The sequence below is a fragment of the Variovorax sp. AC103 genome (genome assembly GCF_979254005.1).
Genome location: NZ_CEEDFC010000007.1, coordinates 140,236 through 159,832 on the forward strand (window position 1 = coordinate 140,236; position 19,597 = coordinate 159,832).

17 protein-coding genes are annotated in these 19,597 nt (G+C 66.8%); 6 read left to right on the top strand and 11 right to left on the bottom strand.

The window, feature by feature from the left end; all coding sequences use genetic code 11:
- Positions 1-202 precede the first annotated feature (202 nt).
- Positions 203-2,614, top strand: a complete 2,412-nt coding sequence (locus AC0IYU_RS12745; protein WP_472117170.1) for a penicillin-binding protein 1A — start codon at positions 203-205, stop codon at positions 2,612-2,614.
- Between the two features lie 10 nt (positions 2,615-2,624).
- Here AC0IYU_RS12745 and cyaY read toward each other — a convergent pair whose 3' ends face one another.
- Positions 2,625-2,957, bottom strand: a complete 333-nt coding sequence (gene cyaY / locus AC0IYU_RS12750; RefSeq protein ID WP_472117173.1) for an iron donor protein CyaY — start codon at positions 2,955-2,957, stop codon at positions 2,625-2,627.
- Positions 2,958-2,993: 36 nt separating this feature from the next.
- Between cyaY and lptM the strand changes: the two genes are divergently transcribed.
- Together lptM and lysA are read left to right on the top strand one after the other, a co-directional pair.
- Positions 2,994-3,263 carry an LPS translocon maturation chaperone LptM gene (gene lptM, locus AC0IYU_RS12755; RefSeq protein WP_472117176.1) on the top strand — a complete coding sequence of 90 codons (270 nt, stop codon included), beginning with the start codon at positions 2,994-2,996 and terminating at the stop codon, positions 3,261-3,263.
- The gene (gene lysA / locus AC0IYU_RS12760) at positions 3,260-4,546 is read left to right on the top strand and encodes a diaminopimelate decarboxylase (protein WP_472117179.1); all 1,287 of its coding nucleotides are present in this window, start codon (positions 3,260-3,262) and stop codon (positions 4,544-4,546) included. The genes lptM and lysA overlap by 4 nt, the downstream gene beginning before the upstream one ends.
- 6 nt (positions 4,547-4,552) lie before the next feature.
- On the opposite strand, the gene AC0IYU_RS12765 is transcribed toward lysA, so the two are convergent.
- The 5 genes from AC0IYU_RS12765 to AC0IYU_RS12785 all read right to left on the bottom strand — a co-directional run bounded on the left by AC0IYU_RS12765 (position 4,553) and on the right by AC0IYU_RS12785 (position 10,680).
- Positions 4,553-5,215 carry a protein-methionine-sulfoxide reductase heme-binding subunit MsrQ gene (locus AC0IYU_RS12765; RefSeq protein WP_472117182.1) on the bottom strand — a complete coding sequence of 221 codons (663 nt, stop codon included), beginning with the start codon at positions 5,213-5,215 and terminating at the stop codon, positions 4,553-4,555.
- 28 nt (positions 5,216-5,243) lie between these two features.
- A complete protein-coding gene (gene msrP / locus AC0IYU_RS12770; protein WP_435441408.1) occupies positions 5,244-6,263 on the bottom strand; it encodes a protein-methionine-sulfoxide reductase catalytic subunit MsrP in 1,020 nt (339 codons plus the stop codon).
- Between the two features lie 116 nt (positions 6,264-6,379).
- The gene (gene ccsB / locus AC0IYU_RS12775) at positions 6,380-7,696 is read right to left on the bottom strand and encodes a c-type cytochrome biogenesis protein CcsB (protein ID WP_435441409.1); all 1,317 of its coding nucleotides are present in this window, start codon (positions 7,694-7,696) and stop codon (positions 6,380-6,382) included.
- A complete protein-coding gene (locus tag AC0IYU_RS12780) occupies positions 7,693-9,867 on the bottom strand; it encodes a cytochrome c biogenesis protein ResB (RefSeq protein ID WP_472117185.1) in 2,175 nt (724 codons plus the stop codon). The genes ccsB and AC0IYU_RS12780 overlap by 4 nt, the downstream gene beginning before the upstream one ends.
- 123 nt (positions 9,868-9,990) lie before the next feature.
- A complete protein-coding gene (locus AC0IYU_RS12785) occupies positions 9,991-10,680 on the bottom strand; it encodes a c-type cytochrome (protein ID WP_472117188.1) in 690 nt (229 codons plus the stop codon).
- Positions 10,681-10,758: 78 nt separating this feature from the next.
- Between AC0IYU_RS12785 and yihA the strand changes: the two genes are divergently transcribed.
- On the top strand, positions 10,759-11,532 hold the full coding sequence (gene yihA, locus AC0IYU_RS12790) for a ribosome biogenesis GTP-binding protein YihA/YsxC (protein ID WP_472117191.1): 774 nt from the start codon (positions 10,759-10,761) through the stop codon (positions 11,530-11,532).
- Positions 11,533-11,617: 85 nt separating this feature from the next.
- Positions 11,618-12,529 (top strand): alpha/beta fold hydrolase, encoded by a 912-nt coding sequence (locus AC0IYU_RS12795; RefSeq protein WP_472117193.1) that lies wholly within the window; start codon positions 11,618-11,620, stop codon positions 12,527-12,529.
- Positions 12,530-12,550: 21 nt separating this feature from the next.
- Here AC0IYU_RS12795 and AC0IYU_RS12800 read toward each other — a convergent pair whose 3' ends face one another.
- A complete protein-coding gene (locus AC0IYU_RS12800; protein ID WP_435441414.1) occupies positions 12,551-13,435 on the bottom strand; it encodes an LpxL/LpxP family acyltransferase in 885 nt (294 codons plus the stop codon).
- Positions 13,432-14,322: a lysophospholipid acyltransferase family protein gene (locus tag AC0IYU_RS12805; protein WP_472117196.1), complete on the bottom strand. Its 891-nt coding sequence runs from the start codon at positions 14,320-14,322 to the stop codon at positions 13,432-13,434. The genes AC0IYU_RS12800 and AC0IYU_RS12805 overlap by 4 nt, the downstream gene beginning before the upstream one ends.
- Positions 14,323-14,539: 217 nt before the next feature.
- Here AC0IYU_RS12805 and metK point away from each other — a divergent pair, with 217 nt between their 5' ends.
- Entirely contained in the window at positions 14,540-15,724 is a 1,185-nt protein-coding gene (gene metK / locus AC0IYU_RS12810) for a methionine adenosyltransferase (protein ID WP_472117199.1), read from the top strand.
- Positions 15,725-15,993: 269 nt separating this feature from the next.
- Here metK and AC0IYU_RS12815 read toward each other — a convergent pair whose 3' ends face one another.
- The 3 genes from AC0IYU_RS12815 to AC0IYU_RS12825 all read right to left on the bottom strand — a co-directional run bounded on the left by AC0IYU_RS12815 (position 15,994) and on the right by AC0IYU_RS12825 (position 19,583).
- Positions 15,994-18,144, bottom strand: a complete 2,151-nt coding sequence (locus tag AC0IYU_RS12815) for a TonB-dependent receptor domain-containing protein (RefSeq protein WP_472117202.1) — start codon at positions 18,142-18,144, stop codon at positions 15,994-15,996.
- Between the two features lie 63 nt (positions 18,145-18,207).
- On the bottom strand, positions 18,208-18,396 hold the full coding sequence (locus tag AC0IYU_RS12820; RefSeq protein WP_472117205.1) for a hypothetical protein: 189 nt from the start codon (positions 18,394-18,396) through the stop codon (positions 18,208-18,210).
- Positions 18,393-19,583 carry a PepSY-associated TM helix domain-containing protein gene (locus AC0IYU_RS12825; RefSeq protein ID WP_472117208.1) on the bottom strand — a complete coding sequence of 397 codons (1,191 nt, stop codon included), beginning with the start codon at positions 19,581-19,583 and terminating at the stop codon, positions 18,393-18,395. Before AC0IYU_RS12825 ends, AC0IYU_RS12820 begins: the two co-directional genes overlap by 4 nt.
- Between the last annotated feature and the right edge of the window lie 14 nt (positions 19,584-19,597).

Here is a 19,597-nt window from a genome sequence, read left to right on the forward strand (position 1 = left end):
AAAACTTGCGTTCGGTTGCATGCTAGCAGCAGGCGTAGCACCTACCAAGCAACGCCGCGGAGCAAAACCCATAATCGTTGTCAAAACCTGACGGCAAATGCGCATTTTGTAACTTTTGAATTAGGCCGATGCAAGGTCGGCAAAGAACAGATGGTGGGAAGGAGGCGGCTTTTTATAATGTTCGGTGACTCTCCGGCCCCTCATGCAAGAAACATCCAGCCCCAAATGGCCAGCCAAGACCCCTCCCCCTCGACGCCCGACCTGGCTGAAATGGCTTTTGCGCCTTTTCTTCTGGGGATTCGGCATTGCTGCAGCCGGCGTGCTGTCGGTGCTGTGCGTGGTGGCGGTGGCCCTGGCGGTCGCGTATCCAAACCTGCCGGACATCTCCGAGCTCTCCGACTACCGGCCCAAGCTGCCGTTGCGGGTGTTCTCGTCCGAGGGCGTTCTGATCGGCGAGTTCGGCGAGGAGCGCCGCAACCTCACGCCGATCTCGGCGATTCCCAAGGTGGTCAAGGACGCAGTGCTCGCCGCGGAAGACTCGCGCTTCTACGACCACGGCGGCGTGGACTACAAGGGCATGGTCCGCGCGGGCCTGGCGAACCTGAACCGCGTGAAGAGCCAGGGCGCCTCGACCATCACGATGCAGGTGGCGCGCAACGTCTACCTCAGTTCTGAAAAGACGCTGACCCGCAAGATCTACGAAGTGCTGCTGACCTTCAAGCTGGAGCACCTGCTCAGCAAGGACCAGATCTTCGAGATCTACCTGAACCAGATCTATCTGGGCAACCGGGCCTACGGTTTTGCCGCCGCCTCGGAGGCCTATTTCGGCAAGCCGCTGCAGGATCTCACGATCGCGCAGGCCGCGATGCTCGCGGGACTGCCGAAGGCGCCCGGCGCGAACAACCCGGTGAACAACCCCCAGCGCGCGCGCGGTCGCCAGTTCTATGTGATCGACCGCATGCAGGAAGCCGGCTTCATCACTGCCGAGCAGGCGGGCGAAGCGAAGAAGGAGGAACTGCACCTGCGCGACGCCGCCGACCCGAACCGGCTGCACGCCGAGTACGTGGCCGAAACCGTGCGTCAACTCATGTACACGCAGTACGGCGACAGCACCTACACGCGCGGCCTGAAGGTCTACACCTCGCTGGTGGCGGCCGACCAGGCTGCAGCCTACAAGGCACTGCGCAAGGGCATCATGGACTACGAGCGCCGCCAGATCTATCGCGGCCCCGAGAAGTTCGTCGACCTGCCCGCCGACGCCAAGGAAGTCGACGAAGCGGTGGACGATGCGTTGAGCGACCACCCCGACAACGGTGACGTGATGGCTGCCGTGGTGCTCAAGGCCACGGCCAAGCAGATCGACGCCGTGCGCGCCAACGGCGACGCTGTGCAGATCACGGGCGAAGGCCTCAAGCCCGCGCAGTCCGGCCTGTCCGACAAGGCCCCGCCCAACATCAAGATCCGTCGCGGCGCGGTGATCCGCGTGGTCAAGACGCCCAAGAACACCTGGGAAATCACGCAGTTGCCCGAGGTCGAGGGCGCATTCGTCGCGATGGACCCGCGCGACGGCGCCATCAAGGCGCTGGTCGGCGGCTTCGACTTCGGCAAGAACAAGTTCAACCACGTGACGCAGGCCTGGCGCCAGCCGGGGTCGAGCTTCAAGCCCTTCATCTACTCCGCAGCGCTCGAAAAGGGCTTCACGCCCGCCACCGTCATCAACGACGGCCCGCTCTTCTTCGATGCCGCCACCACCGGCGGCCAGCCCTGGGAACCGAAGAACTACGGCGGCGGCTACGACGGCCCGATGTCGATGCGCACCGCGCTGATGAAGTCGAAGAACCTCGTGTCGATCCGCATCCTGCAGTCCATCGGCACGCGCTATGCGCAGGACTGGATCACCAACTTCGGCTTCGACAAGGACAAGCACCCGGCTTACCTGCCGATGGCGCTCGGTGCGGGCGCGGTCACGCCGATGCAGATGGCCGTGGGCTACTCGGTGTTCGCCAACGGCGGCTACCGCGTCAATCCTTACCTCGTGACCCGCATCACCGACCACAAGGACAAGCTGCTGGTCGACAAGCAGCCGACGCTGCTCAACGAGGCGGCGCGTGCCATTCCGCAGCGCAACGCCTTCATCATGGACACGCTGCTGAACTCCGTGGCCCGTGCCGGCACCGCCGCCAAGGCCCAGGCCATGCTCAAGCGCCCCGACCTGTACGGCAAGACCGGCACCACCAACGACTCGCTCGATGCGTGGTTCGCTGGCTTCCAGCCGACCATGACGGCCATCTCGTGGATCGGCTACGACACGCCGCGCAACCTGGGCGACCGCGAAACCGGCGGCGGCCTGAGCCTGCCGATCTGGATCAACTACATGGAAACCGCCATCAAGGGAGTGCCTGTGACCGAGCTGTCGGCCAACCCGCCGTCAGGCATCGTGAGCGTCGGCGGCGAGTGGTACTACGACGACTACGCACCGGGCCGCGGCGTGGCCAGCCTGGGCGTGGAATCCTCTGCCCCTGTGGCGCCGGTAGAAAGCCTCACGGGCGCGCCGGTGAGCCCGCAGCCTCCGCCCGAGGAGCGCAACCGCATCCTCGACCTGTTCAGGAACTGAGGAAGATGAATCAGGCAGCCGCGAACGTCAGCGGCTGCCCGGCTTGCAGAGTCGCTTCGCGCGACAGGTTGCCGAAGAACTCCTCGCCGGTCTTGGTGTCGACCCAGGCCTTGCCGTCATGGCGATAGTGGTAGCCGCCCGAACGCGCGGCCAGCCAGATTTCCTGCAGGGGTTTCTGCAGGTTCACGATCAACTGGCTGCCGTTCTGGAATGAAATCGTGATCATCCCGCCGACCCGCTGGTTGTCGAGGTCGACGTCGCTCGCGTCGTTGATGCTGTCGCAACCGCGCTCGATGGCGGAGAGCGCAGCTTCGGCGCGGTCCATGTACTCAATGTCGGTCATTACAATTTCGCTATGTTGAATGTTCGCCAAATTCTAGTGAGCACCCGCCCCCGCGCTGCGCTCATGGTCTGCCTCGTCGCAGCCGCCACCGGACTGGTCGCCTGCGGACAGCGCGGTGCGCTGTACCTGCCGACCGATCCCGCGGCCGCCCAGCGGGCCACCTTGCCGCAGCTCATGACGCCCGAGAGCCTGAGGTCGTCGTCCTCGAGCGAGGCGGCGCCCGCGCCGGCTGCAGCCGCCAGTGCACCGGCCGCCGGTGCCAGCGCGCCGGCCGGCAGCAGCAGCAACACGGGGACCCGGAAATGACCGGCACCGTCACGTCTGCCGCCCTCCCTGGCCACCCGCACATCGCCCAGCGCGACGGCGCGCTGCACATCGAGGGTCTCGCGCTCGACGCACTGGCCCGCGAGCACGGCACCCCTCTTTTCGTCTACTCCAAGCAATGGATGCTGGACGCCCTGGCGGCCTACCAGCGCGGCTTCGAAGGCCGAGACGCCCTGATCTGCTACGCGATGAAGGCCAACTCGTCGCTCGGCGTGCTGCGCGTGTTCGCGCAGGCCGGCTGCGGCTTCGACATCGTGTCGGGCGGCGAACTGTCGCGCGTGCTGGCCGTCGGCGCCGATCCGAAGAAGATCATCTTCTCCGGCGTCGGCAAGACCCGCGCGGAAATGCGCCAGGCCCTCGCGGCCGGCATCGCCTGCTTCAACGTCGAGAGCGAAGCCGAGCTCGACGTGCTCAACGAAGTGGCGCTGGCTGAAGGCCGCCGCGCGCCCATCAGCATTCGCATCAACCCGAACGTCGATCCGAAGACGCACCCGTACATCTCCACCGGCCTGAAGGGCAACAAGTTCGGTATTGCGCACGACCGCGCAGTCGAGGCGTACCGCCACGCCGCGAGGCTGCCCGGCCTTGAAGTGGTCGGCATCGACTGCCACATCGGCTCGCAGATCACCGAAGCCTCGCCCTATCTCGACACCTGCGACCGGATGCTGGACCTGGTCGAGGCCATCGAAGCGGCTGGTGTGCAGATCCATCACCTGGACTTCGGCGGCGGCCTGGGCATCGACTACAACGGCGAAGTGCCGCCCAAGGCCGACGACCTCTGGCTGCAGCTGCTCGCCAAGCTCGACGCGCGCGGCTTCGGCGAGCGCAAGCTCGTCATCGAGCCCGGCCGCTCGCTGGTCGGCAACGCCGGCGTGTGCGTGACCGAGGTGCTGTACACCAAGCCGGGCGAAGACAAGAACTTCTGCATCGTCGATGCGGCCATGAACGACCTGCCGCGCCCCGCGATGTACCAGGCCTTCCAGCGCATCGTGCCGCTGCGCACGCGCGCCGGCGATGCGCCGACCTACGATGTGGTCGGCCCGGTCTGCGAAAGCGGCGACTGGATCGGCCGCGACCGCGCGCTCAACGTGGTGGCCGGCGACATGCTGGCCGTGCTGTCGGCGGGCGCGTACTGCATGAGCATGTCCAGCAACTACAACACGCGCGGCCGTGCCGCCGAGGTGCTGGTGAGCGGCGCCACCGCCACGCTGATCCGCCGTCGCGAGACGATGGAAGACCAGCTGCGTGCGGAAATCGACGGCTGAGCGCCGTCAGCCGGTGCGCAGCGGCTTCTCGCTGCTGCGCGCCACGCCGGCCGCAGACTGCCTGGCCTTGCTGCGCTTGCTCGCGAAATTCCACACGCGCCAGGCCAGCAGCACCCCGATGATCCCGGCGTAGATGAACACTTCGGCGAAGTTGTTCTTGCCCGCGCGCATCCAGAAGAAGTGCAACAGGCCGAGCCCGGCGATCACGTAGACGAGCTTGTGCAGCATCTGCCAGCGCTTGGCGCCCATCGCCTTGATCGCGCGATTGAACGACGTGGCGGCCAGCGGCGTCAGCAGCAGGAAGGCCGAAAAGCCCACCAGGATGAACGGCCGCTTCGCGATGTCCTTGGCGATGTCACCCCACTCGAAACCCATGTCGAACCAGCTGTAGCACAGCAGGTGCAGCACCACGTAGAAGTACGCGAACAGGCCCAGCATGCGACGGTAGCGCGCGAGCGCGTTCCATTTGCTCATCACGCGCAGCGGCGTCACCGCCAGCACGATGCAGATGAAGCGCAGCGTCCAGTCGCCGGTGGCGCGAATCAGGAACTCGGCCGGGTTGGCGCCGAGCCCGTCGGTGAATGCGCCGTAGGCCAGCCGTGCGAACGGCAGCAGGCACAGCAGGAAGATGACCGGCTTGGTCGCCGGATGCATGAGCAGCTTGTTCATGGGAGCGGCGAGCGCGTGGCGCGCGGGTTCAGAAGTTCTTCTTCAGGTCCATGCCCGCATACAGCTGGCCGACCTGGGCTTCGTAGCCGTTGAACATCTCGGTCTTGCGCCGCTTGGCGAACAGGCCGCCGCCGTCGCCGATGCGCCGCTCGGTGGCCTGGCTCCAGCGCGGATGGTCCACGTTGGGGTTCACGTTCGAATAGAAGCCGTACTCGTTGGCCGCCGCCTTGTTCCATGCGGTGCTCGGCTCCTTCTCGACGAAGCGGATTTTCACGATCGACTTGGCCGACTTGAAGCCGTACTTCCATGGCACCACCAGGCGCACCGGCGCGCCGTTCTGGTTGGGCAGCACCTCGCCGTACATGCCGAAGGACAGCAGCGTGAGGGGGTGCATCGCCTCGTCCATGCGCAGGCCCTCGGTGTAGGGCCAGTCGAGCACGCGCGAGCCCACGAAGGGCATGGTCTTGGGGTCGGCCAGCGTCACGAACTCGACGAACTTGGCGTTGCCCTGCGGCTCGACCTTCTTGATGAGCTCGGCCAGCGAATAGCCGACCCACGGAATGACCATCGACCAGCCTTCGACGCAGCGCAGGCGGTAGATGCGTTCTTCCTGCGCGCTGAGCTTGAGCAGGTCTTCGATGCCGTACTTGCCCGGCTTTTTGACCAGCCCCTCGACCTCGACGGTCCAGGGCCGCGTCTTCAGCGTGCCGGCGTTCTTGGCCGGATCGGCCTTGTCGGTACCGAACTCGTAGTAGTTGTTGTAGGTCGACGCGTCCTTGTAGTCGGTGAGCTTGTCCATCGAGATGGCACCGGGCACCGCCGACTTGGCGCCCGGCAGCGGCGCGAGCTTGTTGGGACGCTCCGTCTGTGCCCAGGCTTCGCGCGACGCGAAAGCCGCCAGCGCCGCGCCTGCCGCACCGCCCGCCATGAGCTTGAGCAGGTCGCGCCGGCTTTCGTATTCGGCGCGCGGCGTGATTTCGCTCGACAGCGGGTGAATGAAGCCGTCGTTGCTGCTGGAGCGGCGGATCGGGCGGGAATGGAACGACATGACAGGCCTTTCGCGTGAATCGTGATGCTCAGGGTAGTTCGTGACTCCCCCTGCTTTGGTTACGCGCCATCGCGGCGCGCGGTTTCAATTCTTCGCGAAAGGCCGCGAGCCTGCGCCTACAGGGTGCCGTAGCTGTGCAGGCCGCTCAGGAACATGTTCACGCCCAGGAAGGCGAAGGTCGTGACCGCCAGGCCGCCCAGCGCCCACCAGGCCGCCACGGTGCCGCGCAGGCCTTTCACGAGCCGCATGTGCAGCCAGGCCGCGTAGTTGAGCCAGACGATCAGCGCCCAGGTTTCCTTCGGGTCCCAGCTCCAGTAGCCGCCCCAGGCATCGGCCGCCCACAGGGCGCCCAGCACGGTGGCGATGGTGAAGAAGGCGAAGCCGACGGTGATCGACTTGTACATGACGTCGTCCAGCACCTCGTTGGCCGGCAGGCGCGCCGCGATGCGCTTGCGCCCGAGCAGGATGCCCGCCGCGATCAGCGCCGAGATGCCCGCGTAGACCACCCAGTAGCTGCCACCGGCTTCCTGCACGCGCTGGCGGAACGCCACCGGCACGAAGCACAGCGCCACGCCCAGCAGCCAGATCGGCGTGAGCTTGTACCAGCGTTTTTCGTCGGCCTGCTCCTTGATGAGGTAGGCGAAGGCCACCATGGCCGCGAGCGAGAAGGTGCCGTAGCCGATGAAGTTGGCGGGCACGTGCAGCTTCATCCACCAGCTTTGCAACGCGGGCACCAGCGGCTGGATTTCATGCGCCTCGCGTACGATCGTGTACCAGAGCAAAAAGCCGACCGCGGCGCTCACCACCAGCATCACGAAGGCGCCCAGCGCGCGCGTGTTGTAGCGCTCTTCGAAGTACAGATAGAACGCGGCCGTCAGCCAGCAGAACAGCACGAACACCTCGTACAGGTTGCTCACCGGGATATGGCCGATGTCCGGGCCGAGCTGGTGGCTTTCGTACCAGCGCACCATGGTGCCGATCAGCGCCATCGTCACGGCGGCCCAGGCCAGGCGCGAGCCGATCGCGTCGAAGGTGTCGGCCTGCTTGCCGACGAAGAAGCCGAGCCAGTAGAACAGCGTGCTCATGAAGAACAGCACGCTCATCCAGAGAATGGCGGACTGGCTCGACAGGAAGTACTTGAGCCAGAACACCGTGTCGGCCCGGGCCAGGTCGCCCTGGTAGGAACTGATGGCCAGCAGCGAAGCGGCGGCCACCACGAGGGCCAGCACGCGCAACGGCCGCCAGAACCAGCCGATGGAGATCATCGCGATCAGTGCGGCGGCAAGGATCGGCTTCTCGTAGTAGTCCATCGATCCCGCGTAGCGCGTGAACGCGAACAGGCCGCCGGCCAGCACCAGCGCCGCGAACACCCAGTCGAACAGGTTGCGGCGCGAGAGCCAGCTTTCATTGAGCGTGAGGGTCGTGGTGTTCATGGTGTCGCCGTTTGTTCTTTGTCCAGTGCGAGCAGCTTGTGCTTGAGGTGCTCGAATTCGCGATCGCTGTCGATGGTCTTGCGATTGACCGAGAAGGCCATCGTGGCGGCGGTGCGTGTGTCTCCGGAGGCCGTGCCGTCGGGTGTGAGCCACACCCAGAGGCGGCGCTCGCGAACGTACAGCATGGCAAAAATTCCGATGATCAGCAACAGGCAGCCCAGATACACCACATTCTTGCCGGGCGCGCGCGCCACCTGGAACACGCTGGCTTGCACCTGGGTGAAGTCGGTCATCATCATCGCGACCGGGGCCGGGTAGAAGTGCGCGTCGCTGATGGCCAGCACGGCTTGCGTCAGGTAGGCCTGCGATTTCTCGTCGTTGGGCAACGCGGCCAGGCCGGCGCCTTCGCGGCTCAGGTTGAGCACCTCGAACAGCACGTCGTTCAGGATGCGCACCAGCACGCCGCCGGCGCGCTCGCGCTCGGCCTCGGGCACGTTGACTTCCATGAACTCGGCGATCGCCTGCCAGCCGCCCACGGTGGTGGCGTCCGCCTTGGCGCGCTCGCTGCCCGCGAACAGTGCCAGCGCGCGCGTGGCCGACACGCGCAGCTGCTCGGCCATCTCGGGGCGCTTGGCGTCGCTCGCCTTGGCGATGTAGCGCTCGATGGCCCTGGCGCGGGTGTCGGCATCGCCGAGCGCGGCGCGCATGCGCACGAAACCGTCCATCGAGCCCTGATCGTCGGCCGGCACGCGCAGGTACCGGAACGGGTCTTCGGGCTTCTCGCGCATCCCCAGCAGGAACACGGGCTGGCCGTCGCCGGTGTCGACCGGCACCATGTAGTTCTGGTACTCGCGCGCCTGGCCGGCGGCGTCGCGCAGCTTGTAGCCGATGCTCGGGCCGATGTTGCGCAGCACCTTCGGCTTGTTGACCTTGTTGGCCGCGCCCAGGCGCGACTCGATGTCGTGGCGCAGGTCGACCTTGCGCACGTCGGCGCCGCTCGTCAGCGCGCCCGCGTCGGCGAAGTTCTCCACGTTGATCACGCGCAGCGCGGCGTACTCGAGCGTGAGCTTGTCCTTGCCGTTGGTGATCTCGGTGCTCGGGCCGCCGATGACGCCTTCGACCTCGAAGGGCTTGGCTGCAGCCGCCATCGGCACTGCCTTGAGCTTCACCTTGGAGCCACCGTCGTCGAAGCTGGACTGGTAGATTTCCACGCCCTTGTAGCTGGCCGGGTGGTTGACCTCGATGCGCGCGGGCACCGCTTCGCCGGTTTCGCGGTCGTGCAGCACCACCTCGCTCGCAAAGAGCTTGGGCATGCCGGTCGAGTAGTAATCGACGATGAACTTCTTCAGCTCGATGGAAAACGGCAGCTCCTGCAGCAGCACGCCGTCGGCCTGGTTCAGGATGGCCACGCTGCCCTGCCCGCCTTCGGGCACGAGGATGTTGCCGCGAAAGGTCGGGTTGCTGGCGGACAGCCGGTACTGCGGCGGCACGTCGGCGATCATGCCGCCGCCGGTGAACACGCTCTTGCCGTTGAACCAGGTTTGCGCGCGCACCATGAGGTCGCCGTCGAGCAGCCCGCCGATGCACACCAGCACGATGGCGCTGTGGGCCGCGATGTAGCCCAGCTTGTGCGCGCCGCCGGCGCGCGCCGCGACCATCCAGCCCGCCGAGGTCGCACGGCTGCCGTCGGTGGCCTCGCGCTGCTGCAGCTTGACCTTCCAGCCGCCGCTCACCAGCAGTTGCCCGATGCGGTTGGCTGCGGCTTCGGGCGTTTCGCCGAGGCGGCTCTCCGCGCGCTGGCCGAAGGCCTTCAGGCTCTGCGCGCGAATGTCTTCCTTGAAGGTCTTCAGGTCGGCCAGGATGCGCGGCGTGTTGCGCGCGATGCACAGCGTGGTGCTGATCACCAGGAACAGCAGGATCAGCAGGAACCACCAGGCGCCGTACACCGCGTCGAGCTTCGCCGCGCGGAACAGCGCGGCCCAGAACGGACCGAACTGGTTGATGTAGTTGTTGATCGGCTCGTGCTGCTTGAGCACCGTGCCGATGATCGACGCGATGCAGATGACGGTGAGCAGCGCAATGGCGAAGCGCATCGACGAAAACAGCTCCACCGCAGCGCGAAGCATTTGCGGGCCGCGACGAACGCGAAGGCCATGTGTGGAGACGGACATCGGGGCGAGAGGAATGAAGGAAAGGAAGAAAAAAGCAAAAGGGCGGGCCATCCTCCTGGATCGGCCCGCCCTTTGTTTGGGGTTGTTGTCGGCGGTTAGTTCACGCTCGAACGCGCGTCGTCATCAACGCAGACCGGCAATGTAGTCGGCCACCGCCCTGATTTCGCGGTCGTTGAGCTTGGCGGCAACGCCGGTCATGGGTGCGCTGTTCAGGCGCACGTTGTCGCGGAAGGCGGTGAGCTGGGCCACGGTGTACTCGGCGTTCTGTCCACCCAGGCGCGGGTACTGGGCAGGAATGCCGGCGCCGTTCGGGCTGTGGCAACCTGCGCAGGCCGGGATCTGGCGCTCGCCGATGCCGCCGCGGTAGATCTTCTCGCCCATCGCGAGGGTGTCCTTGTCCTTCGAGAAGCCCGGCTTGACCTTCTTCGAGCCCACGAACCAGGCGATGTTGCGCATGTCTTCCTCGGACAGCGCGGAAGCCAGCGGCTTCATGATTGCGCTCTTGCGCTTGCCGGACTTGAACTCTTCCAACTGCTTGAGGATGTATTCGGGATGCTGTTGCGCCAGCTTGGGGTTTGCCGCAATGGCGGAGTTGCCGTCTGCGTTGTGGCACGACGCGCAGCTCTGGCTGTTGGCCGGCGTCGCGTTGAACAACGTGTCCCCCTTGGCAGGGTCCGGCTTGGTCGGCTTTGCAGGGGCCGCGGCGGCCGCACTTGCCGCTCCTGGCGTTGCCGCGTGCTCATCGGCTGCAAAACTCGTGCTGCATGCGATGCCGACGAGGGCTGCAAGCAGAATATTGGCAAACAACTTCATATCGGGGGCTTCGCTTCGAATTTATTGGCGCAAAACCTCACGATTCTACAATGGGGGTCTTGTTTAGAAAGTCCGTAGATGCCCTCCCCGCGCGCCAAGCCCGCTGCCTATCCTTCCCGCGCGGCTCCCGCCGCGGACCCCCAGGTCGCCGAACGCGAGCGCGTGGCACTGGGCTGGTTGCACACCGCCCACTTCCTCACCAGCGCTCCCCAGCTGGAACACCTGCCCCCTGTCGACCTGCCCGAGATCGCGTTCGTCGGCCGCTCGAACGCGGGCAAGTCGACCGCCATCAACACCCTCACGCAGCAGACGCGCCTGGCCTTCGCCTCGAAGACGCCGGGCCGCACGCAGCACATCAACCTGTTCGGCATCGGCAAGCAGAAGGTCGATGACGCCGTGCTGGCCGACCTGCCCGGCTACGGCTACGCAGCGGTGCCCAAGGAAGCCAAGCTGCGCTGGCAGCGTGTGATGGGCAACTACCTGATGACGCGCGAAAGCCTGCGCGGTGTGGTGCTCATGTGCGACCCGCGCCAGGGCCTGACCGAGCTCGACGAGATCCTGCTCGACGTGATCCGCCCGCGCGTGGAGCAGGGCCTGAAATTCCTGGTGCTGCTGACCAAGTCCGACAAGCTCACGCGCAGCGAAGCCGCCAAGGTGCTGTCGATCACGCGACTCAACGCCGGCGGCGGTGAGGTGAAACTGTTCTCGGCCCTGAAGAAGCAGGGTGTCGGCGAGGCGGCCGAGCTGCTGTGGCGCTGGGTGCACCCCGACGGGGCTGCAGCACCCGCGGCCGCATCGGCTGCAGCGGCCGAGCCGATCGAACCCACGGAGCCTTCGCCCGCAGACGAATAGGCCTCAAACAGGCTGCAGCGGCCGTCCAGCGCGCGTGGTTCACTATCAAAAGAATAGCGACAGTCAACCCAAGGAGACAACGAGCATGACCGAGACCTTCCAACGCAGCCTGCCCAACGGCACCACCCTGAGCTGCCGCGCCGCCGGCAAGCCGGGCCGCCCGCTGATGGTGTTCCTGCACGGCTTTCCAGAAGCCGCGTTCATCTGGGACGAACTGCTCGATTACTTCTCGGACCCGGCGCACGGCGGCTACCGCTGCGTGGCACCCAACCTGCGCGGCTTCGAGCGATCGAGCGCGCCTACCGAAGTGGCGGCCTACAAGCCCCAGTTGCTGATACAGGACATCCAGCAACTCGTCGCCACCGAGAGCGCCGACGGCACCATGGCCGCGCTGGTGGCCCACGACTGGGGCGGTGCCTTCGGATGGGGCTATGCCAATGCATTCCCGGCGCAGGTGGGCAAGCTGGTCATCATCAATTCGCCGCACCCGGGCACCTTCACCCGCGAGCTGCGCAACAACCCGGCGCAGCAGCAGGCCAGTGCCTACATGAACTTCCTTGCGCGCCCCGATGCCGAAGCCTTGCTCGCGGCCGACGACTTCAAGCGCATGTGGCCCTTCTTCACGCTGATGAAGGCCGGCCCCGACGGCTTCGGCTGGCTCACCGAAGAAGTGAAGCAGCAGTACCGCGAAGTGTGGGGCGCCGGCCTCACCGGCGCGTGCAACCTGTACCGCGTGACACCGATGAAGCCGCCGCTGCCGGGCCAGACCGTCGACGGCATTCCGGTGCTGCCGCGCGAGCGGCTCACGGTGAACGTGCCGACCTTCGTGTTCTGGGCGCTCGACGATGCCGCGCTGCTGCCCGGCTTGCTCGAAGGGCTCGACGAGTACGTGCCAAAGCTCGAGATCAAGAAGGTGCCGGACGCGACCCACTGGATCGTGCACGAGCAACCGCAACTGGTCGCCCGCGAGATCGAGGCCTTCCTGCAGCGCAGTTGATGCCGCCGCCGCCGGGCCGCTTCAATAGATCGGCGGCTCGCCTTCGGGGCGCGTCTTGAACCGGCGGTGCACCCAGTAGTACTGGGCGGGCATCGTGTCGATGTAGCCCTGCAGGCGCTCGTTCATGAGCGCCGTGTCGGCATCGATGTCGTCGGTCGGAAAGTTCTGCCAGGTCTCCAGGACCTGGATTTCGTAGCCGCCCGGCGTGAGCTTCGACACCACCGGCACCACCTTGGCCTTGCCCAGGCGCGCAAAGCGCGACAGCGAGGGCACGGTGGCGGCCTGCACGCCGTAGAACGGCACGAAGATCGTCTGGTCGCGGCCGAAGTCCATGTCGGGCAGCAGGTACAGCAGGCCGCCCTTGCGCAGGCCCTGAAGCACCGGCTTGATGCCGTCCACCCGGTTGAGCGCCGCCACGTCGCCGAAGCGCGTGCGGCCCTCGCGGATCCAGGCGTCGACCATGGGGTCGCGCTGGGTCGTGTAGATGGTGGCCGAGGGGCGCGCCGTGTGCATGGTCAGCGCGGTGGCCGCGGCGTCCAGTCCGTAGAAGTGCGGCGCGAACAGGATCATGGGCGCGTCGCCCTCGGCGATCTCGCGGATCTCCGGTGCCGCCCCGACCACCTTGAGCCGGCTCGCCACCACCTTCTCCGGTGCATGCCAGAGCCAGCCGCGGTCGAGCCACGACTGCGCCACGTAGACGAAGGTTTCGCGCGCCAGGGCGCGGCGCTCGGCCTCGGACTTCTGGGGGAAGCAGACGGCCAGGTTGGTATCGACCACGCGCCGCCGCGGCACGGCCACGGTGTGCAGGATGCGGCCCAGCACCCTGCCGAAGCCACGCACGAGCGGCAGCGGCAGCGGCGCAATCGCGCGCATGAAACCGATGCCGAGCCGGGAACCGAAGCTCATGCGGCCTCCCCGGTGGCGGCGGTCACCCGCTCGGCGCGCGGCTCCTTGTAGCGCGCGTAGTCCCAGACGTACTGGCCAGGCAGGCTGCGAATCAGCCGGCCGATGCCATCGTTCATGGCGGCCGTCGCGTCTTCGACGGAGGCCGCCGGGTCGGTGAGCGCGGTACCGACGATGGGTTCGAAGCGAATCACGTAGCCCGCGCCGCGCGGCAGGCGTTCGCACACGCTCAGGAAGCAGGCCGCGCCGGTCTGTTGCGCGAGGCGGGGAAGCAGGGTCATGGTGTAGGCGGGGCGGCCGAGGAACGGCGCCCAGACGCCCTGCCCCAGCGGCGGCACCTGGTCGGGCAGGATGCCGGTGTAGCCGCCGCCGCGCAGCGTGCGGATCAGGCCGCGCACGCCGCTGTTGTTGGTGGGCAGCGTCTGCAGGCCGGGGCGGTCGCGCGAGCCGGCGGCGATCAGGTCGGCCATCCATTTCTTGCGCGCCGGACGAAACAGCGCCGTGATGGGTCCGTAGGCCGCGAGGAAGCGCTCGCCGATGGCCTGGCCGCACATCTCCCAGCTACCGAGGTGCGGCGCCACAAGGATCACGCCCTTCTTGGCCTGCATGGCGGCCTCGAAGGCCTCGACGCCTTCCCAACGCACCACGCGGTGCAGCACTGTCTGGCCGTGCGGACGCAGCCAGAGCCAGGGCAGCTCGGAGGCCATCTTGCCCGCGGCGGCGATGGCGGGACGGTACTGGTCGGGCGCGAAGCCCGCGCGCTCGGCGTTGGCCCTGAAGCGGCGGCGATAGCCCGGCGCGCTCCACCAGACCAGCCAGCCCAGCATCGCACCGAACCCATGCATCAACGGCATCGGCACGCGGGCAAGCAGGCGGAACAGGGTGATCATTGAAAACGGGAGGGGGTCAAAAAACGGACGCGCGCGCATGGCATGAGCGGCTCGAATAGAATCCAAATTGTCGCTGAGTTACGGAACAACTTGCAGGGCGACAAACACAAGCGCATGGCGATTGTGCCCCGTCGATTTTTTCGACACTCTGCTAAAGCGTTCGCCAGGGCTCCGCAGAGTTGGCAACGCGCCAAATCACTTCAAGGAGCTTTGAAAAATGGCGAACGATTTCCTCTTCACTTCCGAATCCGTTTCCGAAGGCCACCCCGACAAGGTTGCCGACCAGATCTCGGATGCCATCCTCGACGCGATCTTCGAGCAGGACCCCCGCAGCCGCGTGGCCGCCGAGACGCTGACCAACACCGGCCTCGTGGTGCTCGCCGGCGAAATCACCACCAACGCGCACGTCGACTACATCCAGGTCGCGCGCGACACCATCAAGCGCATCGGCTACGACAACACCGAGTACGGCATCGACTACAAGGGTTGCGCCGTGATGGTCTGCTACGACAAGCAGTCCAACGACATCGCCCAGGGCGTGGACCACGCGAGCGACGACCACCTGAACACCGGCGCCGGCGACCAGGGCCTGATGTTCGGCTACGCCTGCGACGAAACGCCCGAGCTGATGCCCGCGCCCATCTACTACGCGCACCGCCTCGTGGAACGCCAGGCCCAGCTGCGCAAGGACGGCCGCCTGCCTTTCCTGCGCCCCGATGCCAAGAGCCAGGTCACGATGCGCTACGTGGACGGCAAGCCGCACAGCATCGACACCGTGGTGCTGTCGACGCAGCACCACCCCGACCAGAGCGAAACCTCGACCAAGATGAAGGCCTCGTTCAACGAAGCCGTCATTGAAGAAATCATCAAGCCCGTGCTGCCGAAGGAATGGCTGCAGAACACGCGCTACCTGATCAACCCGACCGGTCGTTTCGTCATCGGCGGCCCGCAAGGCGACTGCGGCCTCACCGGCCGCAAGATCATCGTGGACACCTACGGCGGCGCCTGCCCGCACGGTGGTGGCGCGTTCTCGGGCAAGGACCCGTCGAAGGTCGACCGCTCGGCCGCCTACGCTGCACGCTACGTGGCCAAGAACATCGTGGCCGCGGGCATCGCGCGCCAGTGCCAGATCCAGGTGGCGTACGCCATCGGCGTGGCCGAGCCGATGAACATCACGGTCTACACCGAAGGCACCGGCGTGATCTCCGACGAGAAGATCGCAGCCCTCGTGCGCGAACACTTCGACCTGCGTCCGAAGGGCATCATCCAGATGCTCGACCTGCTGCGCCCGATCTACCAGAAGACCGCCGCCTACGGCCACTTCGGCCGCGAAGAGCCCGAGTTCACCTGGGAAGCCACCACGCAGGCTCCGGCACTGCGCGCGGCCGCCGGCCTGAAGTAAGGCCTAAGCCGCTCTTTCCGCCGAGCTCGCGGCCCTCGCCGGGCCGGCCGGCAGGAAGCGCACCGTGACCAGCAGCCCGCTCGCCTCGCGCGGGTTGGCTGCGAGGTCCACATCGGCATCGAAGGCCCGTGCAATCTCGCGCACTATGGCCAGGCCCAGCCCCGTGCCCTCAGTGGCGGCCCGCAGCGTTCTGACGATTGCGCATTGCACACACGAAAGAACGGCGGGCATCACCCGCCGTTTTTTGCTTTCATGCCGCTGCGATGGCATCAGAACCGGTAGGCACCACTCAAGCCTACCGTCCAGTTGCGCCCCGGCGCGGGTTCGTAGTAGCGGCCATTGCCTTCGTTGACGATCACCGAACCCACGTAGCGCCGGTCGAACAGGTTGTCGACACGCGCAAAGGCATTGAACTCCCAGCGCTCCCACTTCTTCAGATAGCCCGCGTACACCGCCGCGACGGCATAGCCCGGCGCGCTCGCAGTGTTGACGTCGTTGGCCTGGAGCATGCCCAGCGCGCGCATCTCCACGCCCGCGCGCCAGCCTTCGGGCGGCACCCAGCCCAGCGATGCGAACAGAGACTGGCGCGCAATTCCGGGAATGCGGTTTCCCGCCGACACCGCATTGCCGGTCCCGCAGGGCGACGGTGAGCAGAACGCATCGCGGTAGGTGGCGTCCAGCCAGGTGTAGGCCAGCTGCGTGCGCCAGTGATTGGCGGTTTCGTGCTGCCAGCCCAGCTCGAAACCGTTGCGCCGGGTGCGCCCGGCATTCTGGAAGGTCGCGCGGCCGCCGACGTTGGTGTTCGTCACGATCTCGTCGCGTGTGCGGGTCTGGAACAGTGCCGCCGTCAGCAGTCCGCCCGCGAGCCTGGCCTTGGCGCCGACCTCGATGCTGTCGTTCATCGAAGGGCGCAGCGCGAAGTTCAAGCCGCTCGCGCCGTTCGCCCGGTACGACAGCTCGTTGAGCGTCGGCGTCTCGAAGCCGCGGCCGATGGAGCCGTACAGCGCGAGGTCGGGCGTGGCCTGGTAGCGCAGCGAGGCCACGGGCAGCGTCCTGCTGTAGCGCGCGTTGCCACTGTCGTCGCGGTTCGTGCCGACGATGTAGCGGTCCTGCGAGTTGAAGTGCACGCTGCTGCGGCGCACGCCGGCCTCGAGCGTCCAGCGGTCGGTGAAGCGCCAGGTGGCCTGGGCGTAAGGGTCGAGGTTCCACACCTCGTTGAGCTCGTTGCGCCGAAGCCGGCCCTGCACGCCGAGCACGGGCGCCGCGACGGGGCCCAGGTAGTTCTCGTAGCCGCGGCGCTTCTCGCGCAGGCTGTCGTAGCCCAGGCCCGCCACCACGTCGAAAGGCCGGCCGGCCAGCGTGAGCGCGGCGTTCCAGCGCAGGTCCACGCCGCCGTACTGGCGCGACAGGTCGATCACACCGCCCGCGTGCAGCGGGTTCTGCTGTGCCGACGGGGGAATGGACTGGTACTGCGTGGTCTTGCGTTCGCCGCCGTAGAGCATCACGCGCAGCCCCTGTTCGGCATCGATGCGACGCTCGTAGAGCAGCCCGACCTGCGTCTGCTCGACCGTCTTTCGGGTGTCGTACTGCGTGGCCAGAGGCGCGCTGCGCGGGGCCAGCGCGTACTGGTCGGCGGTGAGTCCCAGCGGGTCTTGCGCGTCGATGCGCACGCTGTTCATGATGAGCGTGAGCTTGTCGCCGTTGTCCAGCGCGATACCCAGCTTGCCGTTGGCGATGTCGCGCCGCGCGGCGCTGTGCTCCCGCCAGCCGTCGGTGTGGAAGCGGCTCGCGTCGAGCAGGTAGTCGACCGCGCCCTGCGAACCGCTCAGCTGCAGCGACTGCCGCCGCGTGCCGAAGCTGCCGCCCGCGAGCGAATACGACAGCCGCGGCGGGCCCTCGCCCGAGGCGGTGAAGGCCTGCACCACGCCGCCGGAAGAATTGCCGTAGAGCGCGGAGAACGGCCCGCGCAGCACTTCCACGCGGTCCACCGAGCCGATGTCGATGTTGGAGGTCTGGCCCTGCCCGTCGGGCAAGGTGGCCGGGATGCCGTCGACATACAGCCGCACGCCGCGCACACCGAAGGTCGAGCGCGCGCCGAAGCCGCGAATCGACAGCTGCAGGTCTTGTGCGTAGTTCAGCCGGTTCTGCACCTGCAGACCCGGCACGGCGCCCAGGCTTTCGGAGAGGTTGACCTGCAGGCGGCTGTCGCGCATGTCGCTGCCGTCGACCCGGTCGACCGAGCCGGGCACGTTGAAGGGCGTGACCTCGCCGCGCGGCGTGGAGACGGTGATTTCGCGCAGGCGCAAGGCACCGGCCTGCGGACCGGTATCGGGACCGGGCGGCGGCTCCGGCTGGGCCTGCGCGGCCGATGAAGCCCCCAGCAACAGGAGACAGGCCGCAGCGACGGGAGCGATGTTCATCGCGCCGATTCTGCTTCGGCCTCGCCCCCCGCCGTGTCGCGGTGACGCGACGCCAAGGGAAAACTAGCGGCTGGGCGACTTTCGCCAGCCGAACCAGGCGCAGACGATGACCGGAATGCCCAAGGTGATCCAGGCCAGGATGTCGCCCAGCCCGCCGTCGCTGAACAACGCCGAGATCAACCCGAAGGTCGTCAGCAGGCCCAGCACGATCGGCCAGCCCCACATGCGCCAGAAGCCCTGGTGCTGTTTCATGCCTGCGCCTTCATGGCCGGTGCCGGCTCGGGTTGCGCGCCACCGGGAACCCCCGGCTGTTCAGGCGCCGCGGTCTTGCGGGATGCGGGCACGGGATTGCCCCGCTTGAGCCACAGGTACAGCCCGCTGCCCAGCACGATGATGGTGGCGATGTCGAGCAGCGCCCAGAGGATCTGCATCGGCATGCCGCCGTAGTCGCCGAAGTGCAGCGGCTGCGACACCAGCAGCGCCGTGAGGTACCAGGGCAGCTTCGGCGAAGCGGTCACTGCGGCGGTCTTGGCGTCCACCAGCACCGGCTGGAAGAGCTTGGAGGTGAAGGGCTCGCTGCCGCGCACGAAGAAGGTGGTGTGGTGCGGGCTGGAGAACGAGGTGCCCGGGAAGGCGATGAACGACAGCTTCATGCCGGGCGCGTGCTGCAGCGCGGCGTCCATCGAGCGCTGCACCGAGGCGCGCTCGTTCACCGCCACCACCGGCTCGTTCTTGTAGGGAGTGAGCAGCGCGCTGAGCTGGTCGTACTGCCAGTACTTGATGAGCAGGTCGGCCCAGGTATTGATCATGCCGGTGGAGCCCACCACGAACACCCACACCAGCGTGACGATGCCCAGCAGGTTGTGCAGGTCGAGCCACTTCAGGCGCGGACGCTTCTCGCGGCGCACCGTGCCGAAGTCGAGCTTGCGCATGAAAGGCGAATACAGCACCACGCCCGACACGATGGCCACCAGCAGCAGCAGCCCCATGAAGCCCAGGAACAGCTTGCCCGGCAGGCCCGCGAACAGGTCGACGTGCAGCTTGAACATGACGTACATGAAGCCCTCGTCGAACTTGGGCTGCGCCAGGATGTCGCCCGTGCGCGCGTCGACCGCGACCGACTTGAAGTCGTCCGTGGGCGCCGGCGTGGGCGTGAGCGTGACGAACCACAGGCCGTCGTCGTCCTCCGGCTGCGAGGCGAACTGCACCACGCGGTCGGGGTGCTTGGCCTTGGCGATGTCGAGCACGCGGTCCAGGCTGATGCGGGGCGTGCCGGCCGGCATCTTCGGCGCCTCGACCTCGGTGCCCAGCAGATGGCCGATCTCGTGGTGGAAGATGAGCGGCAGGCCGGTGAGGCACAGCAGCAGCATGAAGACGGTGCACACGAGGCTGCTCCATTTGTGCACCCAGGCCCAGGTCTTGATTTTTCGGCTGTTCATGTCGTGGTGGTTTT